Raw genomic sequence first — 19,865 nt, 5'->3', positions numbered from 1 at the left:
TGCTGACTTCGAGGAGCGCCAACAAATGCCTTACATTTCGAGCGTGGAACGATTTGGGATTCAGAAAGGCCGAAAGGAAGGCCGAAAGGAAGGTCGAAAGGAAGGCGAGGCCAATATGCTGACCCGCTTATTGCAACGCCGTTTTGGCGCCGTTCCCGAATGGGCTAGCGAAAAAATTGCCAAGGCCGAGCCATCTTCCCTGGAAGAATGGAGTCTTCGGTTTGTGGATGCCCAGTCCCTGGACGACATTTTCTCGGACAAGGCGTGACTCGGTTCGAGGTGCTGACTGTTCCTCGACCATGGAAATTCTTGCGAAACCAACAGACGACACGGTTTTGGTGAATCGTGCAACCTGCTAATCTTCAATGAGATTTCTTATGATCGGAGTCCAGTGCCATGGTTATGGTGCGGTCTTGTCCTGGGTTGCCGTCGAGGGAGTCGCTTTTTCTGGCGACATTTTATCCGGAGTGACGGGAATTGATTTGGATTCTTTGTCCGAAGTGGAGGGACCTTCTCCTTCGACGGAAGTTTTTTTCTCGACGGGAGCGGCATCTTCAGGTGCCGGGGAGGCCGTGGCCTTGGGCTCTTTTGTGGTAGCGGCTTGAGTCGGTACCGCCATCGGCGTGGAGATGGTCTCATCCTTGGAGGAAGAGGAAGGGGCGTTCAAGGGAACCGGGGGGGAGGCCGGGGAGACTGGAACACTGTCCTTGGGAGCGCCGTCCTTGGGGACCACTGGAGGGAGCGCTTCGGGACTGTCCATGGTTGGAACGGGTTTGGCGCCTTCCTTGACCGGTTCGGACGCGGCGTCTTTCTCCCTGGGAGCGGATTGTCCCTTCGGAGGCAATGGCGGCGTGTCGTTTTCGGGGGCAGGGACGGGTTGTTTCTTTTCCGTGGCCGTCGGTTCGGTGGAGGAAACCCCCATGACCGAGGTGCCAGCCCCTTTCTGGGTCGTGAAAAAGGCCAGGGAAAGGCTTGTGACCATGAAGATGGTGGCCAGGGTGGCGGTCAGTTTTCCAAGAAAACTGCCCGACCCACGGGCGCCAAAGACGCTTTGCGAGCTGCCGCCGAACGCCGCCCCCATATCGGCGCCGCTGCCTTTTTGGAGCAGGACGACAAATATGAGGGCGAGTGAAACGAGGATATGGACTACAGTAATGATGAGTGTCATGCGGAACTCGAAATATCCCCTGGTTCGACAAACGCTGCGGAGTGATCAAAATCTTAGCCTGCGGATACCTCCGGTCATCAACCGGGGTAGCCGTCAATGATCGCAAGAAAATCGCCTGGTTTCAAGGCCGCCCCGCCGATGAGACCACCATCGACATCGGGTTTGGAGAAGATGATCGCGGCGTTGTCCGGCTTGACCGAACCGCCGTAGAGAATCCGTACCTTGTCGGCGGTGTCCTGCCCCAGTTGATCGACCAGCATCTTGCGGATGAAGGCATGCACTTCCTGGGCCTGTTCGGGAGATGCGGTTTTTCCGGTGCCGATGGCCCAGACCGGTTCGTAGGCGAGGACCAGCTGTTGCCGTTTGGCGGTGTCGGCGGGAAGATTCGGGAAGACCGCGGAGACCTGTTCGCGAATGACATCAAGCGTTTTTCCCGATTCACGCTCTTCGAGGGTTTCGCCGACGCATACGATGGGGGTCAGGCCATCGCGATAGGCGCTGGCCATCTTGCGACCGACCAGGTCGGAGGTTTCACCGTACATGCTGCGGCGTTCGGAATGACCGAGGATGACGTAGGTGCAGCCAATGTTGGTCAACATGTCGCCGGTGATTTCACCCGTGTGGGCGCCAGGTTTGTGCTCGGACATGTTCTGCCCACCGAGTTTCACCGAAGAGCCGGCAAGGCGTTTGCCAACCGATTGAATGGCCGTGAACGGGGGGCAGACCAGCACTTCGGGAAGGTTTTTTTTCCCTTCTCTCTGGGAAAGGCCGGAGAGGATTCCTCCGACCAATGTATCGGCTGCCTCGATCAGCCCGTTCATTTTCCAGTTTCCCGCTACAAGACCGCGTCTCGACATGAAAGCTTCCTCACTCGTTCAAGATGGTTGATGCCTTGATGATACCGTTATTTTATCATTGAGCGCTGACACTGCGGTAAACATGAATGATTTACCCGAGAAAGGCAACGGGAAATCGTCCTTTTCCCGTTCGACGGGGGCGTTGTGCCGTTTCGTGCATGTTTTTCCGGGGGCGTCCGGGCGCCAAACGCTGGGAAAATAAGGGAACGCCCAGGGTTCCAATCATAATTTTTCCTGGATGGAGATCCATTCGATGACTTTCTTGCGCACGGCGTCCGGGGTGTTGCGGCTTCGATCCTCCCCGATCCAATCGAGAAGCCAGCGCTGCAATTGACCAAGCCAGGGTCCGGGTCTACGGCGCACGATCTCCCGAAGATCGCCGCCACTCAGGGCCAGGTCGCCATTGCCGAGGGTCGTGCTTGCGCGCCTGAGACCACGGCAACGTTCGATGATTCGTGAATACTCGTTTTGCTCCCGGCATTCTTCCGGGGCGGTGCAACGCAACAGTTCCTGTTTCCAGTGAAAGATCAGGGTGACCAGGCCTTCGATGGGAACCGATTCCCCGAGCAGTCGCCGCAATGCCCGGTCACTGAACGGAAAGGAAAGATGCAGATTGTTGAGCAGGAAGAGTATTTTCTTCTGGCGTCGTTTGGAAAAGCCGAGACGGTTAAGCATGGTGGTGATTTGCTGGATGGACTTTTCCTGTCCGCCACCCGGATCGGTCGGTTGTCGTTGGCGCAATTCCTTGGCGTGGAAGACCAAACCGGCCAGAATGGTGGCCCAGCGCAGGTCGAGCAACGAGATGTCTTCTTCCCTGGGGGAATGGGAAATGGCGACGACTGTATTCAGGGTATGGCGCCAGACGGTCGCACCCCGAGGCTCCGCGGCCAGGGTAATGCCGTCGAGCCGTTTCAACTCGGGGAGCATGGCCATCCCCAGGTTCGAATCGAACAGAGTGAACAACAGTTCCCGACTTTGCGGCGTTTCCAGGGGAAAGGAAAAGATTCGATCCAGTTCGACCCGGATCCGTTCCGGGGGGACCTGGTCCAGGGAAATTCCCAGGCTCGATTGCAGGTCCGAGGGATTGGGCGTGGCGGTCAGTTGCAGGGAAAAGCGGAACAGACGGATGGCGCGCAGCGGGTCTCCCTTCAGGGTTTCCAGACCGTTGACCAGACGGATGCGTCCCGAGGCAAGGTCGCCCCGACCATTGAACGGGTCGATCAGCGGACCGTCGGCCCAGGCGTAGGCCATGGCATTGACGGTGATGTCCCGATGCAGAAGGTCTTCCTCCACCGTGGGACTCTGGGCGGGTCGGTGGCGAAATTTGGAAATTTCGATGGTCTTCGGTTTTTCCCATCCCTTGAGGGGAACAAAGATTGATTTGTCGCCGCTGCCGCCACCAACCGCGTCGTGTCCCGCCTGTCGCAGCGATTCGAGGCACTGGTCCAGAGGTCGGGGGGTCAGGATGTTCAAATCGTTGCTCAGCGGGCATCCCTGGAGGACATTGCGTACCGCGCTGCCAACCAGATGAATGGGACCGATCAGTCGATTGAGTTCATCCAGAAGGTTGACGATGAACGGTGGGAATCCGTTTTTCAATGAGGGTAACATGAGACACGCATCCTGTCGCCAATGACGAAAGGGAGGGGGAGAAACCCGTCAGGTCCATGAACGAAGATGTTGCCGCTCCATCCGTGACTGTCCTTACCATGGGATGCCGGGTGAATCAATTCGAAACCGATCGCCTGCTCGAAATGGGGCGTATGCACGGTTACCGCACGACCCATCGCCTGGACGAGGCCGATCTGATCATCGTCAACACCTGTTCGGTTACCGGCGAGAGCGAACGCCAGGCGCGAAAACTGGTCCGGAAATTGATCCGCGACCATCCTTCGGCCCGTCTGATCGTGACCGGATGTTATGCCCATCGTGCTCCCGAAACCTTTCTGCAACATGCCAATGTCGCCCTGGTGCTCGGAAATTCCGAAAAAAAACAGTTGTGGCAGCGCTGGGGGCGGTACCAGGAATCGATCCGGCGCAACGATCCGGCAATCCTCTCTTCCGCCGACATCCTGGAAGAAAACGACCCAGGGGGATGGTTCGATGTCTCGGGCCATCCATCCTCCGACCGGGCCCGTTCCTTATTGCGGATTCAGGATGGATGCGATCGTCGGTGTACCTATTGCCTGATTCCCCAGGTGCGTGGTCCCGGAGTGAGCACTGCTCCGGAGGTTGTGCTTGAACAGGCGCGGGCGTTGCTGGCGGCGGGAAGCCGCGAACTGGTCCTTCTGGGTATCGACATCGGCGCCTATGGTCGCGATCGTTTTCCCCGTTCTTCCCTGGCCGGGATGGTGCATGCGTTGCTGCCTTTGTGCAAGGAGGCGCGCATTCGTCTTTCGTCGGTGGATCCGATGGACCTGGAGGATCGTTTGCTTGAATTGTTCTTTCCCGGTTCTCCGCTCTGTCCCCACCTGCACCTTTCCATCCAGAGTGGCGATGATTCGATCCGCAAGAGAATGGGGCGCCAGGGCAGCCGACGGGACATCCTTGACCGTATCGAGCGATTGCGACGGATCAACCCAAGGGTCGTCCTCGGGGCCGATCTGATCGCGGGATTTCCAACCGAATCGCCGGAAGCCTTTGCCAATACCCTGTCATTGGTTGAAGCGGCAGACCTGACCCGATTGCATGTCTTCCCCTATTCGCAAAGACCCGGAACGCCAGCGGCACGGTTTCCCAGCCGATTCCAGATTCCCGACGCGGTCATCCGCAAACGGGCCGCGCTGTTGCGGGAAGCGGCAATGCTCCGTTTTTCACAAGCGATTCCGGGCCGTCTGGGAACCTGCGCCGAGGTCCTCGTCGAACGGCTCGCCGATGGCGTCGCCTGGGGAACTTCCGAGGATTATCGGACCGTTCGCTTTCTCAATCGCCACAACGATCCTCATGGCGCCATTCGTCGCCTCCTCCTGGTGGAACACGATCCGGTCGAAAACGTTTTCGTTGGGATTGTTCCTGAATTATCCACAGGCTTATCCACAGATTCTGTGGATAACTCATGAAAGATCCCAGATTTGAAATACAATAAGGCCATTGTCGCGCGTTTGAAAGTGATCGAATGAATTGATCGACCAATAATTCCCCTCGTGATCCGGGGCCATGGATCGTTCCTTCCGGGACGTTCGATCGGTGGGCATCGTGGAAAAAAAATAAGCCCTCTTCAATGACCTGAAGAGGGCTGGAGGCAAAACCTGAACCGATTTGTGGATCAGGAACTATAGTACATGAGGAATTCGACCGGATGGGGGGTGTGTTCCATGCGGTAGACTTCGCCCATTTTCAGGTTGATCCAGGCATCGATGAGATCATCGCTGAAGACATTGCCCTTTTTCAGAAATTCACGATCCTTGGAGAGTTCCTCCAACGCTTCCCGCAGCGATCCGCAGACGGTGGGGATGCTTTTCAATTCTTCCGGGGGCAGGTCGTAGAGGTTCTTTTCCATGGGAGGGCCCGGATCGATTTTGTTTTCGATGCCGTCGATCCCCGCCATCAGGATGGCGGCAAAGGCAAGGTAGGGGTTGGAGGCGGGGTCGGGGAAACGGACCTCGCAACGCTTGGCCTTCGGATTGCTGGCGGCGGGGATGCGAATGCTCGCGGAACGGTTGCGGGCGGAATGGGCCAGAAGCACCGGGGCCTCGAAACCGGGGATCAGCCGCTTGTAGGAGTTGGTGGAGGAATTGGTGAAGCCGTTGAGGGCGCGGGCATGTTTCTTGATGCCGCCGATGAACCAGAGCGCCTCCTGGGAAAGATCGGCGTACTGATTTCCCGCGAAGGCGGGTTGACCGTTTTTCCAGATGGAGACGTGGCAGTGCATTCCCGAGCCGTTGTCGCCGGAAAGCGGTTTGGGCATGAAGGTGGCGGTCTTTCCGGCGGCGTGGGCGACGTTGTGGACGACGTATTTGTATTTCTGGATGTTGTCGGCCATCAGGGTCAGACGATCGAACCGCATGTCGATTTCGCACTGGCCGGCGGTGGCGACCTCATGATGATGGAATTCAATGTTCAGTCCCATTTCTTCCATCATCGTGCACATTTCGGAGCGCAGATCCTGGAAGGAATCGACGGGGGGAACGGGAAAATATCCGCCCTTGATGCCGGGACGATGGCCGGTGTTGCCGTCTTCATAATCGGCGTTGCTGTTCCAGCTTCCTTCCTCGGAGTCGAGTTCGACCTGGGCATAGTTGATGCCGGCACCGAACCGGGCCGAATCGAAAATGAAAAATTCCGCCTCGGGACCGAAATAGGCGGTGTCGCCGATGCCGCTGTATTGCAGGTAGGCCTCGGCCCGTTTGGCCACGGCCCTGGGGTCGCGGGAGTAGCCTTCGCCGGTGAAGGGGTCGTGGATGTCGGCGATGAGAACCAGGGTAGTCGCCTCGGTAAACGGATCGAGGACCGCGGTCGTGGGATCGGGTTTGAAGACCATGTCGGAATGGTTGATCTCGCACCAGCCGGCGATGGAGGATCCATCGAAGCCGAAGCCGTTCTCGAAAACATCTTCATTGAACATGCGCACCGGGCAGGTGATGTGTTGCCACTTGCCGTGAAAATCGGTGAAACGGAAGTCCACGAACTTGATGTCGTGCTCCTTGACCATGGCCATAACTTTTTTTACAGCGTCTTGATCAGCCATTCTGCCAATCCTCTCTCTCTTGCGTACACGTTGATGTTTGACCCGGATTCATGTCTCTTGAGATGTCCGTGGTGACTGCGGACCGCTCCAGATGAACATGATGCACCGGGGTTACGTTAAAAGGAACCGGTGTCAAGGTTGTATCCCTTTTCATCATGGAATGCCAGATCCAATCCTTCGGTTTCCTGTTCGCGGTCGGCGCGCAAGCCCACCAGGGCATCGACGACCTTGAGAATGACGAAGGTCAGAATGCCGCTCCAGGCGAGGGTGGCGACGACGCCCAGCAATTGCACGCCGACCTGGTGTCCCAGGGTACCGCCGGAGGCGAGGCCCGTCCCTCCCAGGGCCGGGGCGGCGAAAACGCCCGTCAACACCGTTCCCAGGATCCCACCGACCCCGTGTACCGGAGAGACATCCAGGGAATCATCGATTTTCAGGCGTTGTTTGATCAACTGCGTGAACCAATAGCAGACCCATCCCGCCAGAAGTCCGATGACCGCGGCCCCGGCGGGACCGACGAATCCGGAAGCGGGGGTGATGGTGCCGAGGCCCGCCACCATGCCGGTGACGATACCGAGAATGCTTGGTTTTCCATGTCGGATCCACTCCATGGTCATCCAGGCCAGTGAACCGGTTGCCGCCCCCAGATGGGTCACCAGGATCGCCATGCCGGCACTGCCGTTGGCCGCCAGGGCGCTGCCGCCATTGAAGCCGAACCAGCCGACCCACAACATGGATGCCCCGGTGAAGACCATGGTCATGTTGTGCGGCATCATGGGGGTTTTGGGGAATCCATGCCGGTTGCCGATCACAAGGGCTGAGACGAGGGCGGCGATGCCCGCGTTGATGTGGACCACCGAACCTCCGGCAAAATCCATGAACCCCATCCCGGCCAGCCAGCCGCCACCCCATACCCAATGGCACAATGGCGCGTAGACGACGATCACCCAGAGCACCGAAAACAGAAGGACCGCGGAAAACCGGATCCTTTCGGCAAAGCCGCCGATGACCAGGGCGGGGGTGATGATCGCGAAGGTCATCTGGAACATGATGAAGACCGATTCGGGAATGTCACCGGTCAGGGATCCGGGGGCGACGCCTGTCAGAAGGACCTTTTCCAACCCGCCCCAGAATGAATTGGCGGGGCCGCCGTTGCCGAAGGCCATGCTGTAGACGAACAGGAACCAGACGGTGGAGACCAGACAGGCGATGCTGAAACATTGCATGAGGATTGACAGGACGTTACGGGTCCGGACGAGGCCACCATAGAACAGGGCCAGTCCCGGAAGGGTCATGAACAGGACCAGGGCAGTCGCGGTCAGGATCCAGGAGGTGTTGGCGGCGTTGAGTGTCGCCGGTTCCGCCAGGGCGTTCCCAGGCAGCATCAACAACGCAATGGCCATGCCCACTTGCGTGGGTTTTAATTGATTATGCATGATCGATCACTTGATGGATACGGTGGCTGGGCCGATTTTATAAATGTATGTCGCGCAGTCGGTAACGGATGAGCCGCGTTTTTTTTTATCGGTTTGCCATCCGGGACAGCAAGGACCAGGCCAGATGGACACTCTTCGAGAAAACAATGGCTTGCCATCATCAAGGGGTTCGGAGGATGATTAATATTTAATCGAAACGATCAAATAACAGGCATGCGTGTATGTTAGGTTGCACTCTTATTAATCGTCGTCTGACTCGGGATCGAGCAATCCGACCGTTTCATTCAGAACTGCCTTCAATTTGACCACCGCGGTCGCCACGACCTGGTTCCAATCGCCGCGCCGCGACTGGCGCAGCAGCCTCAGGGTTGGATACCAGGGACTGTCGGATCGATCTTGCAACCAGCGCCAATCGGGCACCCGGGTCAGGAGGACCCATCCGGGACGCCCCAGGGCCCCGGTCAGGTGGATGACCGAGGTATCGACCGAAATCACCAGGTCCAGTTGTGACACCAGTGCCGCCGTCACGGCAAAATCGGTCAGTTCATCGCTCATGTCGATAAAATTGTTCCGTTTTGCAAAAGGATTTGGAGCGGTTGGGTCGGTCTCTTTCTGCAAGCCGATGAAGGTGCATCGCGGCAGATCCAGCAGCGGGGCGAGCGCTTCGGGAGCCATCGACCGGTGGCAGTCGTTTTTCTGTCTTGGATTGCCACGCCAGGTCAGGCCGATTTTCATCGTCGGCTCTTGTTGCAGGCGGGTCCGGAACGGTTGAATGAGTTCTTCCTCGGGGAACAGATAGGGAATCGGGCAGGGGATGGAATCGAGGGAGATCCGCAGAATATGGGGCAGGCTCATGAGGGGCGCCTGGAAATCGCAGGGGGGAATCGGGTCGGCGGGGGTGATGAGCTGGTCGATGGCGGTCATGGTGCGGAACAAGCGTTTCAGGGGTTCGGGACAGAGAAGGATGAGTTTGTGGACCAGGGATTTGATGGCGGGGATGAAGCGGACGAACTGAAGGCTGTCGCCCAGTCCCTGTTCGCAGTGGACCAGAAGGGTTGCTTGCGGATGGGGGGTGCCATCCCAGAGTGGTTGACGATGACCATGGAATCTGAAATCGCGGGAACGCCAACGCCATTCAAATTTTGCCCACCCCAGGTCGTAATCTCCCGACAAGAGGCGGATCAGGCTTTCATTGTAATGGGATGAGGGATCGTCGGGGGCAAGCGACAGTGATCGATCGAGCGCGGCCAGGGCCTCGTCGAGTCGTCCCAGTTGATGCAGGCATCCTCCCAGGTTGCACAGGGCTTCGGGATATTCGGGCCGGAGTTCCAGGGCGGCGCGATACCATTCCAGGGCGCGTTCGGGCGCTCCCAGCCGCAGAAGAACGTTGCCGCAATTATTGCGTGCTTCGGGAAAGGCGGCCTTGAGTTCCAGGGCCCTGGCGAAACATTCCAGGGCATGGGTGCTTTCTCCCAGGGCATCGAGAACGGTTCCTAGATTGTTCCATGCTTCGGGAAAATCGGCTTTGAGGACGACCGCGTGCCGCAGGTGGTCCAGGGCTTCTTCCAGCCTGCCGGCATCGAGGCAGAGTTGTCCCAGGTTGTTGTATGCATGAGGATTATTTGGTTGAATCATCAAACCTTGGCGATAATGGTCCATCGCCTCCTCATGCCGCTGCAACCGTTGGCAGAGTGCGCCCAGATGAACGTGGATTTCTGGATGATGCGGTTGCCGTGCCAAGGCTTCGCGCAGGTGTCGGAGGGCATCGTCCCATCGACCCATGTCGTTCAAAAGCATGCCCAGATTGAATTGGGCCGCGACATAATCAGGCCGGATGGCGATGGCCTGGCGCAACAGGTCGTGGGCCTCGTCGTGATTCCCTTGCCGGTGCAGCAGGCTGCCCAGATTGTTCAAGACTTCGGCAAACCGGGGGCGACATGAAAGGGCCTGGCGATAAAGATCGATCGCCGTGTGTACTTCTCCCAGGTCATGATGGATCATCGCCAGATTGTTCATGGCTGCCGCATGATCGGGGCAGTGGGCGATCACGTTTCGATACACGGCCATCGCTTCGGCAAGCTGTCCCTGTCCATGGTGGGTGAGTGCCCGTTGAAACAGGTTTTCCATCTCCATGTCTTCGGATTTGAAGGGAGAAGCCTGATGGCGTCTTGTCGGGGCTCCCTTCCTGGCTGCGAGACTGGATGATGGGACGCTGCGATGTTTTCTTCTGCCCATGAAACCCTTGTCCGTGGGAGGTTGGCTGTGGGTGTCGCGGAGAAATCCTGATCGAGAGAACGGGCGGTGTCAAATGTCGCCGGTGGTGATTTGCGGGAATTTGATCTTCGGGATGAAATTGATCCGTCGGTCCTTCGTTTGGCGTTTGCATGTTCGGAATTGCTCATGTTCCTTCCTTTGTCGGTCGATGAAATGGGCATGATGGATGGGTTGGCGCGGCAGGTTCGGGGACGGCGTTTCCCGGAGTGCCGGGCCATTTGTTTCCGAAGGCAATCGTATTCGGATCGTCCCTTTGTGAATCGCATCGAACGGGAGGCCAAGGTGGGTCAAAGCCGGTTGCCAGACACATGGATTTCCCTCCAGGATTATTATGATTCGCAGGCCACCCCCAGGGGGAGCGCCGCGGTCGCCTCCGCGCCACCGGCGATGAACGCCACACCTCCGTCGGTGGCCTGGATCGATGCCTCCGACTATTTTCTCAAAGGGGTACGGGTTGCCCAGCCCGCGCCGGATCCGATGCATTATTGTGTCACCCTGAAGGAGGAGCCTCCTGAAGAACCGCCACCTCCCGAAGCGAAGCTGACCATTTACGATGCCTTGAAGCAGATTCATTCCGTTTACGGTCCCAGGAATGCCATTTTTTCCCGCTTGCGCCTGTTGGAACAGCAAGACCAAAACGAATTGAACAGTGGACGAATCGATGCCGCGGAATTTCAGCGCCGGGCCGTGGCCTCCGCCATCATTCGGGAAAACCATGGCCGAAGGATGGAGGAGATCACCAAATGGTATCTTGACAATTATTTCAGGATTTTCGAGAACCCTTCCTGTGCCGCGGGCAGTGATGAAAAACCCCATTGAATCGACGTTTTCGCATGTTCATGGAACAAATGTGTCGAGGCAGTCCAGGTTGTCGTGTACGTCATGGTTTGTCGTCGTTGGACTGGCCCTGTTGGCCTCCGGGTTGGCTCGGGCGGACAATGACCCGACCCGCGAAGAATTGCGTCAGTTGCTGGAAGAGGGAAGAAAAAACCGGACGGCCCGTCCCGAGTTTCTGGAGAAACTGGAAACGATTCTGGAAAAGAATCGGGGAGCCAGGCCACGGTCCTTGTTGCTGGAGCGGTTCGACGATGGCGATTTCGAACACAATCCTGCCTGGACCGTCGTGGGTGGAACTTTTCATATCGATGCCTTGGGGGCGTTGTTTTCATCCACGTCCCACGACGACTCCTTGCCGATGCAATCCTCCGGAGAGAACTCCGAGGCCGCTGTCCCGTCGGAAAGGGATGCGGAATTGAACATGGTGATGGGGCTTGTGGGACTGCTTGCGGACGGTAAAATTCCCGGGCGTCAGGGAGCGGTCGTGCGTGACCGGAGGGGTACAAAGACTGGCGGGGAGGGGGCGGTCATCCATGTCCCGGTCGCCGTGCCCAATGTTTTTTCGTTGCGATTTCTCTTTCGTGCCGATGCGGCCCAGGGGGAAGCCCAGGTTGGTCTGTTCCTGGGGCAGGACTTTGATTCGGGATATCGACTGCTCCTGAATGCCGACCCCGATCGGGAGCGGACCGTCGCCGTTGTCCGTTACAATGATCAGGGCCATCCGGAGCAACTGGCGATGATTCCCGGCAATGGCCTGGGGGATGGCCTGGGCCATGAGGTGTCGTGGAAACGGACCGACAATGGCATCATGACGATCGGGGTGGATGGGAGAAACCTGTTACAGCTCCGGGATGTCGTCATTTCCGGGGGATTCGATGGCCTGGTGTTGGTCAATCACGGCGGTGCCATGGCCTTTGACACGATTGACCTGTCCACCACCCGATAGACACCAATATTATTATGGATGGGTCTGGGAAGGGGGAACCCCTTCCCAGTGGGGTTTGGGGCAACGCCCCAAGGTTTTGGTTCGGAACGGGGCTGATGATGCTTGCATTGTCTCGACTGAATTCAATGAATTTCAAGAATTTGTCCCTTGAAGATCGCGGGTTCGTACCGGGCCAACTGTCGCTGCTTATTGGTCCCAATGGTTGTGGCAAATCCAATCTTGTTTCCTTGCTCCGTTTTCTCAAGCAGGTTTTGACCGGATACGCGAATCAAAAGACTTCTTCCTTGGACTCGGCTCTGATTGATTGCCTGGGTGCTCCCAGATTTCTCACCGACGCCAATATCAAGCCAACGCCAGGACAGATGGCAATTTCCTATGATTTCGAGGCAGACGAGTTTCCGAGTGGTCTTCGGTACGAAGTGTCGGTGCGGGTCGTGGGCAAGCCAAGTCTGTTCCATGCGGGAGAAGAGAGCCTTCATGGCTTGCGTCGAATCGGGGACAAACCATCACCTTTCTATTATATGCGTCGCATGGGTTTCAACCATGATACGGCGTCCCTATTCGTCAAAGATCAGGCGGGGGGGAAACTTCAAAGCCTTGCGGGAGTCACGAACGACATTCTTGTTTTAAGAAGTATCGGTCATTTGCTTGAAAACTCCGGTATTGCGCCTGACACCGTTCCGCTTATCAAAGCCCGCCGGCAGCTTCTGGAGACCATTGCCCAATGGCAATTTTACAATGCCAATGCCATGAATTTGGAAACCATCCGCAGTTCCGAGCCCCGGGTGGGGTTGTCGGACACTGTTCTTGATGCAAATGGCGAAAATATTGCCACTGTGCTGGATAATCTTTCCATGGAGAGCCTGGATTTCGAAGAAAGGATCAACCAAAGCTGCCGCCAAATCCTGCCAGGAACCCGTCGTGTACGCACTGTTCGGGCCGGAAGGTTACGCCTTTCCATCGAGTGGCACATGGACGGAGCCAGGGAACCCTTTTATCTTTCCGATTTGTCCGATGGCACGGTGCGAATGCTCTGTTGGGCCGTGATCCTCAAATCTCCCCATCCCGGTTCCCTTATCGTGATCGACGAGCCGGAACTGGGGATACATGTCTCCTGGATGCCTACCCTCGCCCGGTGGATCAAGGAGGCCGCCGACTCAACCCAGGTGGTGGTCATTACCCACAGTGCCGATCTGCTGGACCATTTTTCGGATCGGGTTGAGTCGGTTCACTGTTTCCGGCATGAAGGTAACGGACTTTTTTCGCTTGCTCCCCTTTCCCGGGAGATCCTCTCCAAAAGGTTGGACGTGGAGGGCTGGCACCTGGGAGATCTTTATCGGGTCGGGGATCCCGATGTAGGGGGATGGCCATGGTAGCCTGGTTGATGGCCGGTGGTGGTTACAGCGAACTGAGAATGCCTCTTTTTCTCCAAAAGCATTTCCCTTCTTGCAGGTTCGAGAGGCAATTGCCCATCCGCCAGAGATCCCCCCTGCCGTACAAGGCTGGAGAAAAGGGATCCCTTTCAGGTCTGGGACGAACTGGCAAGTCGTTTATCCCGCAATTGCGCGAACGGCTGCAAGAACTTCTGCAAAGAAGCGATCACCGCCCCGACTTTCTCTTCATTTTGGATGACCTGGATTGCCGCGATCACAAACTGGCCCAGGGGGCCATCGAAACAGTGCTGTCGGAGATGAATTGTGACCTTGATTGTATTGTCGGCTTTGCCGCCCCGGAAGTGGAGGCTTGGCTCGTCGCCGATTGGGATGGAACTTTTGGCCGTTGCTCCAAGTTCAAAGGCCATCACGTCGCCATGCGTTACACTTTGGCGACCCGAGGCATCAATTTTGAGCATCCGGAACAGTTCAGTAGCATGGACGATAGTACTGGAAGTTGTCGTGACAAACTTTCTCAGTGGCTTGACGATGCCCATCTCCAGTACTTTTCAAAGGGGCATTTCTCGAAAAAGGAAGATACCCCCGAGTTGCTTATGTGTGCGGATCCCCAGATCATTGCCAGAAAGGCTCCCCTGTTTTGCAGGTTTTGGCAGGAACTGACCGATAGATACCAAATATTATTAATGGATGGGTCTGGGAAGGGGTTCCCCCTTCAGTAATCCTTGCAAAAAGGCCACCGGGAAGGTGGCCTAAGTTTTTGTTTCTTATGGTGCCCAGGGACGGAATCGAACCATCGACACGAGGATTTTCAGTCTAACCTTAAAATCAAAACACGGGGGATCATGGCATGGCATATCATATATAAATATATGATATTTATATGTATCTATTAGGTTGCCGTATTTCGTCCCCACCTTATGGAAACCCGGCATTGTGCTGAAATTGTGCTGAAGGGGAGGGGATCGCGTTTTTCAAGTCCGGATAAATATGGAAACGGGAAGGTGGTTATGTCGTGATTGGATTGAACCATGAAACGTAACAGGTTACACTTGCGGCGTGATTATCCATTTCCGACATAAAGGCTTGAAACTCTTTTTTGAAACTGGCTCAAAGCGCAAGATCAAACCTGAACACGAGGGGAGGCTGCGCATGATCTTGGCCCGGCTTGAAGCCAGTCATCAATCTGAAGATATGAATCTTCCGGGATTGAAGCTTCACCAACTGGGAGGAGGGCTTAACGACCACTGGTCGGTTTGGGTTTCTGGAAACTGGCGCGTCACCTTCCGCTTCCAGGGAAATGATGCCGTTGATGTTGATTATCTGGATTATCACTGAGAGGAAAGGAAAAACCCAATGCGCATGCACAACCCACCACACCCGGGTGAAGTGATCCGGGAATTGTGTCTTGCCCCACTGGGACTTTCAGTGACCAAGGCGGCAGAGGGATTGGGTGTCACTCGAAAAACACTTTCCTCTCTGCTGAATGGCCGATCCGGTATTTCCCCAGAAATAGCGATCCGCCTTTCCAAGTCCTTTGGAGGAAGCCCGGAAAGCTGGTTGTCACAGCAAATGATCTATGATCTTTGGGAAACAGAACACAGGGTAGGTGAAATCAATGTGACTGTTTTCAACACAGTTTGATTGGGCCACTCATCCATGGGCCTCCAATGCTTCTGACTCAGGTATCACCGCCAATGTCCGGATTCCAGGTTCACAATCCCATGGACGGACAATCCGAAGAAATGATACTCTTGACTTGAGCGTATTGGACCGGGCCGCATCCCAATGGTTCTCTACGGTCGCCGGTCCTGTGCGGGGGGCAAGGGCTTCCCTTCTTTGCTGTCTTCCCTGAACCCAACCCCCTTTTTTTTGTAAAGGTCTGCCACAGCCCCCCGGCCTGCCGCCAAGCGTTCGGAATAGCGCGCGGGCATGGTTGGGCTTTTCCATCGCCCTGCCTGCATGATTGCCGCCAGTTCGGCACCATTGGCAGTCAAATCCTGGGCCATCCCCACCCGACATGAATGACCGGACAAATCAAGACCGATCATTGAACCCAACCTTTGGATTGATCGGTAAACATCGGTGGTGGAAAGCCTGGTTCCCCGCTTGACGTTACCCCCCTTGGTGACCGCCTGAAACATGGCCCCTTTGTCAATTCCTGCGATCAGCAACCATTTTTTCAACGCATGCACCGTATCAGGAGAAATCCACCGTTGCGCCCCCATGCCTTCCTGGTCTGTCTTGGATTTGCGGATCAAAACAGTCCCGGCACCATCTTCATCAAATTGGACATCTTCCCGGTTCATGGCGATAAGTTCACTTGACCGCGCCAGTATGTCACGAGCCACCAAGATCATGGCCACATCCCTGGTATCTCTTACCGTTCCTTCGACCTTGGACCTGATGATTGCAGCATCGACCATCGTCAACCCCCTTGCCTGCTTCTGGCGCGTGCCCTTGGTCCGATTCATCCGCTTGACGGCCAACCTGACCTTGTTGTCCTTGGTGGGATCCAGAAGACGGGCTGCCCGGTGAAGGTGGGCTATGGAAGCAAGATGCCGTTTCACTGTTGCCGGTTTGAATTCTTCCGCCCCCCAATCGACGTAGGCGCGAAGGGTGTCCGGATCGGCAGGCAGAGAAGGAACGCCCCTTTCACTGCACCAATCGGCAAAGCGTTTGGAATCTGCCTTGATGGCCTTTATGGTGTTCTCGGAAAACGCCTGGTCGGAGTCGTGGGCGTAGGTTTGGAGGTTGGCGGTAATTTCATCGTTGGTGGTGGGGATCGGCAGGGTATTCATCAAAGGCTCTCACATTAAGTAAGATAAGTACAATTACGTTACCTGATTTCTACCTGATTTGGCGGTTGATTTCAACCCATTTCGCGCTTCATTTCGCACGCCAGTTTGACCACCAGAAGACCAAGCCGGGAAAAGGAAAAAGCCTTGATGCCAAAAAGAGGGAAGCATCACCTTTACACGCCGATTTTCAACCGTAGCGAAACCGCCAAGCGGACCAGCCTGCCCTTGAAGCTTTTGTAGGACACTCGTCAGTGTCTTCTGTCACCCCAGGTTGACCGGGCCTACAAAAGGTTCATGTCAACCTTACAGCCTGAAAGGAAACAAAAATTCATGTATTCCAAAATCAGGATTGAAACGCTTCCCACCGCCATCCGGGAAATCGGGGAGAAAATCGGTTTTGAGTCTGCCTTCAAACTGGTGGAACGATGTGCCGGGACGCACGTCTGCCCACCACGCAAGATGCATGAACGACACTGGATTGCCCAAACCATCGGACTCCCCGCCGCCAAAAAGCTTTCGGAACTTTGGGGTGGTGATCGGCTTTATATCCCCTTCCTGGCCGCAGCAAAGCAGGAAGCCCGGAACAAGGACATCGCCTTCCGTTATGACAACGGGGAAAGTGTCCGCAGTTTGGCAGGGACGTTCAAGCTGAGTGAAAGGGCCATCTGGAGAATCCTGAAAAAACCGGTTTTCAACTGACCCACCATCATCCCGAGTTCTGCAATCCGGAAGGGATTGAACACCCGCTCGCCTTCCGGGTTTTCCCCATGTTCCAATTCTCATGTTTGTTGTCCCCGTCTCTCCCTTTCGTCGTTCCCCTGCCTGCCCCACACCATTCCCCGCAGCCTTCCAACACCACCGCCAGAAACTGGCAGGGAAAATCTACCTGTGATTAATTTTATCATTTGCGTGCAAGGAAATTTTCCAAAGGGAGTGGGGGGGGTGTCTCGAAAATGAGGGTCAAAGGGTCAAATTTTCTATATCTATTTGATTTGATAAAATCTTTAAAAAAAATAATGACCCTGAAGTGACCCTGGAGCCTCAAATTTTGACCCTCATCTGGAAATTTTGACCCTCATTTTTTCAATATTAGCATTTCCTGATTAGGGTCAAAATATGGCGATAAGGGTCATTCGATTTACTTGGTATTTTTTCATATATTTCAAAGTGATAATTCAATGGTCAGACAAAATTACCTTTTTTTGACCCTGATCACTATTTTTTCATGGTCACGTATTTTTACATTATTTCAATGCCTTGGTTAATTTTGACCCTTTGACCCTCATTTTTGACACCCCCCCCACCCTTTTTTTTTATCTCGACGTTTTTTCCGACCGATAAAGACATCATCGACATTTTTGATTGTATTTGAAGATTTTGGTTTTTCTTTTTCCCGGTTGATCTTTCTGCCGGAACGGGTATCCTGGGTCTGGGCATCTCAACCCGTCACCGGTATCTGGTCAGAATTCACCTGCATTCTCATGCGGATGGCATTTTCTTTGCGTCCGGGCTTCTGGTTTCGCGGCAACCAGTAAGGCCGGGAGACGGCGGCGCATGTTCAAGACGCAAGTCCAAAGGCCGTCGTGCCGTTCCGGTAACGGTTGAGAACTCCCGGCCTTCCCCATGGTGGGGAAGGTCAATGCCTTCTCAGGCGAACCGGAGACCATCCATGTCAAGAATCCTCGAAAATCCTTTCATTCAGGATCCCTGCCCAATCGATACCGTTTGCGCGGCAAGATCCGCCATTGACGCATTGGAAACCCTGCTGGCACACAGCAAAGGTTTGAATGCGAATGCCAGTTCAATCACAGGCATCAATTTGATTCTTCAAGGAGTATCAGGAGCGTTGGAACACGTTGAAGCACTGCTGTCAAAGGCCGAGAAACCGGCGTGAGACGGTGTTTTTGATCGTCAAGATGGCAAGAGGTTGCGGCAGAAGGATTTGAAAGGGGGCATGGCCGCGCAACCAGGTTGAACGACCCGTAAAGTGTAAAGGCCGTGCCGCGCGGTTTACACTATCTGCCGACGAACACGGTGAGGCATTTTCTTCTTTCCCCCCGGATGGTAAATATGGAATGGTATTAAATCTACTCCATGAACCGAAATCAACGCTTCAAGAATCATTTCTACATTTATGGTGTCATACCGCTCGATCAGCTTTCCCAAACTGTCAACAACTTCCTCTTTTGGGTTTTTTCTGCTTTTTTCTATTTCACGAAGTGTTTCAAGAATTTGCACAAGATCTGACGACCCCATTACCACATCGACAGACCCCTTCCCATCAAAATTCAATGCTGTCACAGCCCCAAAGTCCTTTACTCGAACTGGATCCTTTCCAAAAGCATCCGCCTTTCCGAACAACAGCCAATCCGCAGAAACGCAATAGCCAAGAGCTTCAATTATTTTTTTTAGAACATCAGCCGACGGAATGGTTTCACCGCGTTCATGTCGGCTAAGAGTATTACTGGTAACTCCAATTTTTTCGGCAAAATCTGACTGACTCATCTCAGCATGTCTCCGGGCCGCTCGAATCCGCTCCCCCAGGAGCTTCCCTTCCTTTTGCGTCTCTTCCAAGCAAAATTCATCATTTCTGTTGAAATCATCGCTTGACATTGTCGTTTCCTGGTGACATCTATAATGGATAGGTAATTCATATGTTCACTGGATTTTCACTACTTTTCAAGGAAAAAGCCGTCATGTTGGCCGAACAAGAAAGTGCCATTTTTCCCAAGGTTAAAGCCGGATTTGTTGAACAGGGAACCACTTTTACGGCTTGGTGCAGACAGCGAAAAGTCAACACGTCCAATGCCAAGGCCGCTCTTCTTGGTGCTTGGACTGGTCCAAAAGCACGCGCGTTAAAAGCAGAACTTCTCGTTGCCGCCAAAATTTCCCAAATCCAACCCAACGGAGAATAACCATGCATGAAATTCAACCCATCCCCTTTTCCTGGGGAGACATCCAACTGTCACAAGTCGTCATGATTGACGGTGTTCCTCATGCCACCCGGCAAGCCATTGGCGAGTGGCTCGAATATGCGGACCCCCAGAAGGGAATCGCCAAACTTTTGGGGCGCAATCCTTACATCGAAACCTGTTCAGTCATCCTCAAGTTAAGGGCAAATGACGGAAAAAACTACGACACCCGCGTCTACCATCCCCAAGGTTTCTTGCTCATCTGCATGGAGTCCCAAACCGAGAAGTCCAAGCGGATGAAAGATGCCATTGCCGATTTTGTCTGGAATCATATCAAGCCCGCCCCTGGTTCCCTCAAAGATGAAATCGCTTTGAGCCGCCCTCAACGAAAAACCCTCCAGGATCTGACCAGAAACAAGGGCACCTTCGGGCGTCAAACCTTGGCCAACAGGCTTCAACTCGTCTGCCGACTTCTTGGTGAAGCGCTACCAAATCCATGCCTATTGGGCAATGAAGCTGGCCAACGGGAACTCAACCGTAAGTGGAAATAATCTGC

The 19,865-nt window shown here is 55.0% G+C and carries 20 protein-coding genes; 12 read left to right on the top strand and 8 right to left on the bottom strand.

The genetic code is table 11. The annotated features are described in order from the left end of the window. The first annotated feature begins 25 nt into the window (after positions 1–25). The gene (locus HQL76_02580) at positions 26–268 is read left to right on the top strand and encodes a DUF4351 domain-containing protein (protein MBF0108049.1); all 243 of its coding nucleotides are present in this window, start codon (positions 26–28) and stop codon (positions 266–268) included. Between the two features lie 132 nt (positions 269–400). Here the strand turns inward: HQL76_02580 and secG are convergent, their stop codons facing one another. The 3 genes from secG to HQL76_02565 all read right to left on the bottom strand — a co-directional run bounded on the left by secG (position 401) and on the right by HQL76_02565 (position 3,636). Beyond that, positions 401–1,168: a preprotein translocase subunit SecG gene (gene secG, locus HQL76_02575; GenBank protein ID MBF0108048.1), complete on the bottom strand. Its 768-nt coding sequence runs from the start codon at positions 1,166–1,168 to the stop codon at positions 401–403. Between the two features lie 77 nt (positions 1,169–1,245). Continuing rightward, complete coding sequence (locus tag HQL76_02570) at positions 1,246–2,025, bottom strand: triose-phosphate isomerase (protein ID MBF0108047.1); 780 nt, start codon at positions 2,023–2,025, stop codon at positions 1,246–1,248. Positions 2,026–2,247: 222 nt separating this feature from the next. Continuing rightward, positions 2,248–3,636, bottom strand: a complete 1,389-nt coding sequence (locus HQL76_02565; GenBank protein ID MBF0108046.1) for a CCA tRNA nucleotidyltransferase — start codon at positions 3,634–3,636, stop codon at positions 2,248–2,250. Positions 3,637–3,692: 56 nt separating this feature from the next. Between HQL76_02565 and mtaB the strand changes: the two genes are divergently transcribed. Continuing rightward, positions 3,693–5,084 carry a tRNA (N(6)-L-threonylcarbamoyladenosine(37)-C(2))-methylthiotransferase MtaB gene (mtaB, locus tag HQL76_02560; protein ID MBF0108045.1) on the top strand — a complete coding sequence of 464 codons (1,392 nt, stop codon included), beginning with the start codon at positions 3,693–3,695 and terminating at the stop codon, positions 5,082–5,084. Positions 5,085–5,290: 206 nt separating this feature from the next. On the opposite strand, the gene glnA is transcribed toward mtaB, so the two are convergent. The 3 genes from glnA to HQL76_02545 all read right to left on the bottom strand — a co-directional run bounded on the left by glnA (position 5,291) and on the right by HQL76_02545 (position 10,275). After that, positions 5,291–6,712, bottom strand: a complete 1,422-nt coding sequence (gene glnA / locus HQL76_02555; protein MBF0108044.1) for a type I glutamate--ammonia ligase — start codon at positions 6,710–6,712, stop codon at positions 5,291–5,293. A 116-nt stretch (positions 6,713–6,828) separates the two neighbouring features. Beyond that, the gene (locus HQL76_02550) at positions 6,829–8,148 is read right to left on the bottom strand and encodes an ammonium transporter (protein ID MBF0108043.1); all 1,320 of its coding nucleotides are present in this window, start codon (positions 8,146–8,148) and stop codon (positions 6,829–6,831) included. 240 nt (positions 8,149–8,388) lie between these two features. Further along, positions 8,389–10,275, bottom strand: coding sequence for a tetratricopeptide repeat protein (locus tag HQL76_02545; GenBank protein ID MBF0108042.1), 1,887 nt, complete (start codon positions 10,273–10,275; stop codon positions 8,389–8,391). Between the two features lie 273 nt (positions 10,276–10,548). Here HQL76_02545 and HQL76_02540 point away from each other — a divergent pair, with 273 nt between their 5' ends. The 6 genes from HQL76_02540 to HQL76_02515 all read left to right on the top strand — a co-directional run bounded on the left by HQL76_02540 (position 10,549) and on the right by HQL76_02515 (position 15,240). After that, positions 10,549–11,241: a hypothetical protein gene (locus tag HQL76_02540; protein MBF0108041.1), complete on the top strand. Its 693-nt coding sequence runs from the start codon at positions 10,549–10,551 to the stop codon at positions 11,239–11,241. A gap of 49 nt (positions 11,242–11,290) precedes the next feature. After that, positions 11,291–12,205 (top strand): hypothetical protein, encoded by a 915-nt coding sequence (locus HQL76_02535; GenBank protein MBF0108040.1) that lies wholly within the window; start codon positions 11,291–11,293, stop codon positions 12,203–12,205. Between the two features lie 125 nt (positions 12,206–12,330). Further along, complete coding sequence (locus tag HQL76_02530; protein ID MBF0108039.1) at positions 12,331–13,581, top strand: AAA family ATPase; 1,251 nt, start codon at positions 12,331–12,333, stop codon at positions 13,579–13,581. Further along, positions 13,575–14,318, top strand: coding sequence for a hypothetical protein (locus HQL76_02525; protein ID MBF0108038.1), 744 nt, complete (start codon positions 13,575–13,577; stop codon positions 14,316–14,318). Before HQL76_02530 ends, HQL76_02525 begins: the two co-directional genes overlap by 7 nt. A gap of 337 nt (positions 14,319–14,655) precedes the next feature. Then, positions 14,656–14,934, top strand: a complete 279-nt coding sequence (locus HQL76_02520) for a type II toxin-antitoxin system RelE/ParE family toxin (protein MBF0108037.1) — start codon at positions 14,656–14,658, stop codon at positions 14,932–14,934. 18 nt (positions 14,935–14,952) lie between these two features. Beyond that, complete coding sequence (locus HQL76_02515) at positions 14,953–15,240, top strand: HigA family addiction module antidote protein (GenBank protein ID MBF0108036.1); 288 nt, start codon at positions 14,953–14,955, stop codon at positions 15,238–15,240. Between the two features lie 152 nt (positions 15,241–15,392). On the opposite strand, the gene HQL76_02510 is transcribed toward HQL76_02515, so the two are convergent. Beyond that, positions 15,393–16,397: a tyrosine-type recombinase/integrase gene (locus HQL76_02510; GenBank protein ID MBF0108035.1), complete on the bottom strand. Its 1,005-nt coding sequence runs from the start codon at positions 16,395–16,397 to the stop codon at positions 15,393–15,395. Positions 16,398–16,727: 330 nt separating this feature from the next. Here HQL76_02510 and HQL76_02505 point away from each other — a divergent pair, with 330 nt between their 5' ends. Both HQL76_02505 and HQL76_02500 read left to right on the top strand, forming a co-directional pair. Beyond that, entirely contained in the window at positions 16,728–17,096 is a 369-nt protein-coding gene (locus HQL76_02505; GenBank protein MBF0108034.1) for a hypothetical protein, read from the top strand. A gap of 970 nt (positions 17,097–18,066) precedes the next feature. Continuing rightward, positions 18,067–18,291, top strand: coding sequence for a hypothetical protein (locus HQL76_02500; protein MBF0108033.1), 225 nt, complete (start codon positions 18,067–18,069; stop codon positions 18,289–18,291). Positions 18,292–18,407: 116 nt separating this feature from the next. Here HQL76_02500 and HQL76_02495 read toward each other — a convergent pair whose 3' ends face one another. Beyond that, the gene (locus tag HQL76_02495; GenBank protein ID MBF0108032.1) at positions 18,408–19,010 is read right to left on the bottom strand and encodes a helix-turn-helix domain-containing protein; all 603 of its coding nucleotides are present in this window, start codon (positions 19,008–19,010) and stop codon (positions 18,408–18,410) included. A 41-nt stretch (positions 19,011–19,051) separates the two neighbouring features. Here HQL76_02495 and HQL76_02490 point away from each other — a divergent pair, with 41 nt between their 5' ends. After that, positions 19,052–19,312 carry a hypothetical protein gene (locus HQL76_02490; GenBank protein MBF0108031.1) on the top strand — a complete coding sequence of 87 codons (261 nt, stop codon included), beginning with the start codon at positions 19,052–19,054 and terminating at the stop codon, positions 19,310–19,312. Positions 19,313–19,374: 62 nt separating this feature from the next. Then, entirely contained in the window at positions 19,375–19,860 is a 486-nt protein-coding gene (locus tag HQL76_02485) for a hypothetical protein (GenBank protein MBF0108030.1), read from the top strand. Positions 19,861–19,865: the final 5 nt, after the last annotated feature.

Source organism: Magnetococcales bacterium (assembly GCA_015228815.1).
In the GTDB taxonomy this organism is placed as follows: Bacteria; Pseudomonadota; Magnetococcia; order Magnetococcales; family UBA8363; genus UBA8363.
This window is presented reverse-complemented; position numbering and strand designations above follow the sequence as displayed.

Bases quoted from the DNA above. Each gene is read 5' to 3' on its own strand.
- HQL76_02490 (MBF0108031.1), top strand. From the start codon at position 19,052: ATGTTCACTGGATTTTCACTACTTTTCAAGGAAAAAGCCGTCATGTTG.
- HQL76_02525 (MBF0108038.1), top strand. From the start codon at position 13,575: ATGGTAGCCTGGTTGATGGCCGGTGGTGGTTACAGCGAACTGAGAATG.
- HQL76_02515 (MBF0108036.1), top strand. From the start codon at position 14,953: ATGCGCATGCACAACCCACCACACCCGGGTGAAGTGATCCGGGAATTG.
- HQL76_02545 (MBF0108042.1), bottom strand. From the start codon at position 10,275: ATGGAAAACCTGTTTCAACGGGCACTCACCCACCATGGACAGGGACAG.
- HQL76_02580 (MBF0108049.1), top strand. From the start codon at position 26: ATGCCTTACATTTCGAGCGTGGAACGATTTGGGATTCAGAAAGGCCGA.
- HQL76_02500 (MBF0108033.1), top strand. From the start codon at position 18,067: ATGTCAAGAATCCTCGAAAATCCTTTCATTCAGGATCCCTGCCCAATC.
- HQL76_02570 (MBF0108047.1), bottom strand. From the start codon at position 2,025: ATGTCGAGACGCGGTCTTGTAGCGGGAAACTGGAAAATGAACGGGCTG.
- HQL76_02540 (MBF0108041.1), top strand. From the start codon at position 10,549: ATGTTCCTTCCTTTGTCGGTCGATGAAATGGGCATGATGGATGGGTTG.
- HQL76_02485 (MBF0108030.1), top strand. From the start codon at position 19,375: ATGATTGACGGTGTTCCTCATGCCACCCGGCAAGCCATTGGCGAGTGG.
- HQL76_02530 (MBF0108039.1), top strand. From the start codon at position 12,331: ATGAATTTCAAGAATTTGTCCCTTGAAGATCGCGGGTTCGTACCGGGC.
- HQL76_02505 (MBF0108034.1), top strand. From the start codon at position 16,728: ATGTATTCCAAAATCAGGATTGAAACGCTTCCCACCGCCATCCGGGAA.
- secG (MBF0108048.1), bottom strand. From the start codon at position 1,168: ATGACACTCATCATTACTGTAGTCCATATCCTCGTTTCACTCGCCCTC.
- HQL76_02550 (MBF0108043.1), bottom strand. From the start codon at position 8,148: ATGCATAATCAATTAAAACCCACGCAAGTGGGCATGGCCATTGCGTTG.
- mtaB (MBF0108045.1), top strand. From the start codon at position 3,693: ATGAACGAAGATGTTGCCGCTCCATCCGTGACTGTCCTTACCATGGGA.
- HQL76_02510 (MBF0108035.1), bottom strand. From the start codon at position 16,397: ATGAATACCCTGCCGATCCCCACCACCAACGATGAAATTACCGCCAAC.
- HQL76_02565 (MBF0108046.1), bottom strand. From the start codon at position 3,636: ATGTTACCCTCATTGAAAAACGGATTCCCACCGTTCATCGTCAACCTT.
- glnA (MBF0108044.1), bottom strand. From the start codon at position 6,712: ATGGCTGATCAAGACGCTGTAAAAAAAGTTATGGCCATGGTCAAGGAG.
- HQL76_02495 (MBF0108032.1), bottom strand. From the start codon at position 19,010: ATGTCAAGCGATGATTTCAACAGAAATGATGAATTTTGCTTGGAAGAG.